Annotated in this window: 6 protein-coding genes; 3 read left to right on the top strand and 3 right to left on the bottom strand. The window is 68.6% G+C overall.

Annotation, left to right across the window (positions count from 1 at the left end):
* The 3 genes from MIC448_RS10400 to MIC448_RS10390 all read left to right on the top strand — a co-directional run.
* Positions 1 to 1221: FAD-binding oxidoreductase (locus MIC448_RS10400; protein WP_036299215.1), on the top strand; the 1221-nt coding region annotated here is incomplete at its 5' end.
* Positions 1218 to 1586: a cupin domain-containing protein gene (locus tag MIC448_RS10395; protein WP_036299213.1), complete on the top strand. Its 369-nt coding sequence runs from the start codon at positions 1218 to 1220 to the stop codon at positions 1584 to 1586. The genes MIC448_RS10400 and MIC448_RS10395, both read left to right, overlap by 4 nt.
* 33 nt (positions 1587 to 1619) lie before the next feature.
* Positions 1620 to 2975: an aspartate aminotransferase family protein gene (locus MIC448_RS10390; RefSeq protein ID WP_036299211.1), complete on the top strand. Its 1356-nt coding sequence runs from the start codon at positions 1620 to 1622 to the stop codon at positions 2973 to 2975.
* A 36-nt stretch (positions 2976 to 3011) separates the two neighbouring features.
* Here MIC448_RS10390 and MIC448_RS10385 read toward each other — a convergent pair whose 3' ends face one another.
* The 3 genes from MIC448_RS10385 to MIC448_RS10375 all read right to left on the bottom strand — a co-directional run.
* Positions 3012 to 3866, bottom strand: coding sequence for an NADPH-dependent oxidoreductase (locus MIC448_RS10385; RefSeq protein ID WP_081766341.1), 855 nt, complete (start codon positions 3864 to 3866; stop codon positions 3012 to 3014).
* Between the two features lie 5 nt (positions 3867 to 3871).
* The gene (locus MIC448_RS10380; protein ID WP_036299209.1) at positions 3872 to 5032 is read right to left on the bottom strand and encodes a cystathionine gamma-synthase; all 1161 of its coding nucleotides are present in this window, start codon (positions 5030 to 5032) and stop codon (positions 3872 to 3874) included.
* A partial coding sequence (locus tag MIC448_RS10375; protein ID WP_144238033.1) for a pyridoxal-phosphate dependent enzyme occupies positions 5029 to 5555 on the bottom strand: 527 nt, incomplete at its 5' end. The genes MIC448_RS10375 and MIC448_RS10380, both read right to left, overlap by 4 nt.

The raw sequence follows: 5555 nt of genomic DNA, 5'->3' as shown, positions 1-5555 counted from the left end.
GCCCTGCTCGAAGCGCGCAAAATCGGATGGGCCGCCTCGGGCCGCAACGGGGGGTTCTGCGAGGCGAGCCTGACGCACGGCCGCGAGAACGGGCTCGCACGCTGGCCCGACCAGCTCGACGAACTCGAACGCCTGGGACTCGCGAACCTCGATGCGATCGGATCCGACCTCGAAGAATGGGGAGTCGACGCCGAATTCGAACGGGTCGGCTCGATGGGCGTAGCGGTCGAAGAGCACCAGCTCGACTGGCTGGACGACTGGGTCGTCGATGCCGCCTCGCGGGGTGAGGGTGAACACGTCGTACGGCTGAACGAGGCGCAGGTCCGCGCATCCGTCAACTCCCCGACGTACCTCGGCGGTGTGTGGGAGAAGCACTCGACCGCGCTGGTTCATCCCGGCAAGCTTGCGTCCGAACTCGCGCGCGTCGCGAGCGAGCAGGGCATCGAGATCTTCGAGAACTCGCTCGTGAAGCGGATCGACGACGCGGATGCCGACGGCAACGTCCGCCTCATCACCGCTTCGGGAGCTATCAGCGCACCCCGGATCGTGCTCGGGACGAACGTGTTCCCCGCGCTCCTGAAGCGCAATCGGCTGATGACCGTGCCGGTCTATGACTACGTGCTCATGACCGAGCCGCTGACGACCGAGCAGTTGGCCGCCATCGGGTGGGGTGACCGCCAAGGGCTCAGCGACCTCGCGAACCAGTTCCACTACTACCGGCTGAGCGCCGACAACCGCATCCTGTTCGGCGGCTATGACGCCGTCTATCACTACGGCCGAGCGGTTCGCCCGGCGTACGAGAACCGGCCGACGAGCTACGAGACCCTCGCCAGCCACTTCTTCACGACATTCCCGCAGCTGGATGGTCTGAAGTTCAGCCACAAGTGGGCGGGCGCGATCGACACGTCGACCCAGTTCTGCGCCTTCTACGGGACGGCCCGCGAGGGACGGATCGCCTACGCGGCGGGGTTCACGGGGCTGGGCGTGGGGGCATCGCGCTTCGCCGGCGAGGTCATGCTCGACCTTCTGGAGGGCGCCGACACCGAACGGACGCGCCTCGACATGGTGCAAAAGCGCCCCCTGCCGTTCCCACCCGAGCCCGCCGCGGCGATCGGCATCAACATGACGCGTTGGTCGCTCGACCGTGCGGACCACAACGAAGGCCGCCGCAACGTGCTGCTGAGAACCCTCGACGCGCTCGGTCTGGGATTCGACTCGTGACGGAGGCGCGCGATTCCGGGCGGCTCGCCGCGGGAACGGCGACGGATGCCTCGCTGCTGCCTGTTGCCTTCGACCTCCTCGACGCGGCGAAGGTCATCACGGGCACTCCCGCTACGCGCTACCTGGCCCTCGACACCACGGCCGAGCGCGAGGTCGGAGTGTGGGAGCACACGGTCGGCGTCTCGCGCGATATCGAGGCCGATGAGGTGTTCGTGGTGTTGGCCGGCGACGCCACCCTGGAGTTCATCGAGCCCGCGCTGGCGCCGATCGAGCTGCGCCCCGGCGTCGTCGTCCGTCTCGAAGACGGCATGAGCACGATCTGGACGGTTCGCGACACCCTCCGCAAAGTCCTCGTCGCTCCCTGACTTCCTCCCCCAGCCCGACCCGACAGGAACACCATGACCGCTACCCCCGACCCCGCTGCCGATGCCCGCGTCCGCGCGGATGACCGCGGCCACGTCTTTCACTCCTGGAGCGCCCAGGCGCTGATCGACCCCCTCCCGGTCGCGGGCGGGTCGGGCGCCACTTTCTGGGACTACGCGGGCAACAGCTATCTCGACTTCTCGTCGCAGTTGGTCAACCTCAACCTCGGCCACCAGCATCCGGATCTCGTCGCGGCGATCCAGGAGCAGGCGGGGCGTCTCGCGACGATCCAGCCCTCGATGGCGAACGACGTGCGCGGCGACCTGGCGCGCCGGATCGCCGAGGTCGCGCCCGACGGCATGAACAAGGTGTTCTTTACCAACGGCGGTGCCGACGCGAACGAGAACGCCGTGCGGATGGCGCGCCTGGTCACGGGCAAGCGCAAGGTGCTGTCGATGTATCGCAGCTACCACGGCAACACCTCGACCGCCATCACGCTGACCGGAGACCCGCGCCGCTGGGCGAACGAGCCGGCGGATGGATCGGTGGCGCACTTCTTCGGCCCCTACGCCTATCGCTCGCCGTTCCATTCCTCGTCGCCCGAGGAGGAATCGCAGCGCGCGCTCGAGCACCTCGAGCAGGTGATCGTTCTCGAGGGCGCATCGACGATCGGGGCGATCATCCTCGAGACGGTCGTCGGCACCAACGGCGTGCTCATCCCGCCCCCGGGGTACCTCGCGGGCGTGCGGGCGCTGTGCGATAGGTACGACATCGTCTTGATCGCCGACGAGGTGATGGTCGGCTTCGGTCGGGTCGGCGAGTGGTTCGCGTTCCAGGCGTTCGACGTCGTGCCCGACCTCATCACCTTCGCCAAGGGGATCAATTCGGGCTACGTCCCGCTCGGCGGCGTCGTGATCTCGGACCGCATCGCGAAGCACTTCGACACCGTGGCGTTCCCCGGCGGACTGACCTACTCGGGGCATCCGCTGGCCTGCGCCGCGGGCGTCGCGACATTCGAGGTCTTCGAGCGCGACGGGATCCTCGAGCGCGTCCGAGACCTCGGCGAGCGTGTCGTCGGACCGCGGCTGCGCGCCATCGCCGACCGGCACCCGTCGGTGGGCGAGGTGCGCGGGCTCGGTTTGTTCTGGGCGATCGAGCTCGTGAAGGACCCTGCGACGCGCGAGCCGCTCGTGCCGTTCAACGCGAGCGGGACGGATGCTGCACCGATGGGTGCCCTCGCCGCCGCGTGCAAGAGCGCAGGGCTCTGGCCGTTCACGCACTTCAACCGCATGCACGTGGCGCCGCCGCTCGTGATCTCGGAGGCGGACCTGAACCGTGGACTCGACATCATCGACGGGGCGCTCGACGTTGCAGACGAGTATGTGAGCTGATTCGCGCGCCGGCTGAATCGCGCGTCGGATGCGTGTCTACTTCGAGGGCAGTCCGCGACGCTCCAGCGCCGAGCGGAGCTTCTCTCGACCGCGCAGGGTCGCGGCGCTGCGGATGCGCCCGAGAATCGTGCCGATCCATCCGTGCGACATGCCCTGGCCCGCGTAGTACGTGCGGACCGCGTCGTCGTAGGCCACGATCGCCGCGTCGGGCGCCGGTCGATACGTCTCGCGGTGACGCACGACGTCCTGCGGCAATCGCGGCTTGATGCCTGCTCGGTCTGCGGGATCGGGATGCCCGAGCGCGATCCCCATCACGGGGAATGCGCTCGGTGGCAGCTCGAGCAGATCTGCCAGTTCTTCGGGTCGGTTCCGCACGGCGCCGACGTAGACCGCGCCGAGTCCGAGCGACTCCGCCGCGATGGTCGCGTTCTGCGCAGCCAGGGCCGCGTCGATGAATCCGACGAGCGTGCTCTCGATGTACTCGACGCCCTCCGCCGTCTCTCCGCGATGCTCGGCGACACCGCGGTGCCGCGACCAGTCGGCGACGAAGATCAAGAAGACCGGTGCTCGGCGGATGAACGCCTGGTCGCCTGCCAGCACCGAGATCGCGGCCTTGTGTTCGGGATCGCGGACTTCGATGACCGACCACGCCTGCATGTTCGAGCTCGTCGCCGCGGACTGCGCGGCCGACACGATGAGGGTGACGGTGTCGTCGTCGATCCCCTCATCCGTGAAGCTCCGCACCGAACGGTGTCGCTGCAGCAGGGCTATGACGTCGTTGGCGGAAGCGATGGATGCGGGGGCTGCGCCGCCGTAGCGCTGGTCGAGCACGCTGTGATTCACGGCGTCGGGCAGGCTGCCGGGCACGCCGTCGCTCGTGCCGTCAGACATCCTGATCATCCCGCCGCCGCGAGCGCCTGCTCGAGGTCGGCCAGCAGGTCGTCGCGGCTCTCGATGCCGACCGACAGACGCACGACCTCTTCGGGCACGGCGAGTTCGGTGCCACGGACGGATGCGTGGGTCATCGCATCTGGATAGTTCAGCAGCGATTCGACTCCACCGAGCGACTCGGCCAGCGTGAACAGGCGCGTGGATTCGGCGAAACGGCGGGCGGTCGCGGCATCCGGCAGCGCCAGCGAGACGATGCCGCCGAACGCCGACATCTGTGCTGCCGCCAGCTCGTGCCCGGGGTGGGATTCCAGGCCCGGGTAGTAGACGCGGGCAACGCCGGGGTGGGCGTCGAGGAAGCGTGCCACGGCGTCACCGTTCTCACTGTGCCGCTGCATCCGCACGCCAAGCGTCTTGATCCCGCGGGTCGTGAGCCAGGCGTCGAGGGGTCCCGAGACCGCACCGGCCGCGAACTGCAGAAAGCGTGCCTGCTCGGCGAGAGCGTCGTCGTTCATCACGAGCGCGCCACCCACGACATCCGAGTGCCCGCCGAGGTACTTCGTGGTGGAGTGCACGACGACGTCGGCACCGAGCGAGAGCGGCCGCTGCAGTGCGGGCGACGCGAACGTGTTGTCGACGACGACGACCGCACCGGCGGCGTGCCCGAGGCGCGCGAGGCCGGCGATGTCGGTGATGCGCAGAAGCGGGTTGCTCGGGGTCTCGACCCAGACCATCCGCGCGGGGCGTTCTTCGAGGGCTGCGGCGACCTGGTCGAGGTCACTCATGTCGACGACCCGCAGCCCTACGCCCCACGGCGCGAGCACGCGGGCGATCAGGCGGTAGGTGCCGCCGTAGACGTCGTTGCCGAGCAACACCTCGTCGCCGGGCTTCAGGACGGAGCGCAGCAGAGCGTCTTCGGCGGCGAGTCCGGATGCGAACGACAGACCGTGCTGTCCGCCCTCAATCGCGGCGAGCTGGGTTTCGAGCGCCGTGCGCGTCGGGTTACCGCTGCGGCCGTATTCGTAGCCACCGCGGAGTCCGCCGATGCCGTCCTGCGCGTAAGTGGTCGAGAAGTGCACCGGCGGGATGACGGCGCCCGTGGCGGGATCGAACTCTTGGCCGGCGTGGATGGCGAGGCTGTCGAAACCCGCGAAATCTGACGTGCTCATCGGATGCCTCCTGCGGCGTTGTCTGCGGTGTTCGTTGCGGATGCGGCGGATGCCTGGGGTGGATCGACCGCTGGATCGACCGCTGGTTCCACCGAGAAGCCGTTGTCGGTCATCCAGCCGTCGTCGAAGATCTTGCCGAGGTACCCGCGGCCGTGATCGGGCAGGAGCACGACGACGACGTCGTCGGGTCCGAGTTCGCGGGCCGTGCTCAGTGCGCCGACCACCGCCATCCCGCTCGATCCGCCGACGAGCAATCCTTCTTCCCGCGCGAGGCGGCGGGTCATCGCGAACGAGTCGGCGTCCGAGACGCGCTGCCACTCGTGCACGACGGAAGGATCGAACGTTTCGGGCCAGAAGTCTTCGCCGACGCCCTCGACCTTGTAACCGTGGATGTCTGAGCTGGAGTAGATGGAGCCGATGGGGTCGACACCGATGATCCGGGTGGTGCCGTCCGAGACCTCGCGCAGGTAGCGGCCCGTGCCGGTGATCGTGCCGCCGGTGCCGACGCCCGCCACGAAGTGGG

Source organism: Microbacterium sp. C448, assembly GCF_000582705.2.
In the GTDB taxonomy this organism is placed as follows: domain Bacteria; phylum Actinomycetota; class Actinomycetes; order Actinomycetales; family Microbacteriaceae; genus Microbacterium; species Microbacterium lacus_A.
Note: the sequence above shows the minus strand (reverse complement) of the source record. Positions and strands in the feature narration are given on the sequence as shown.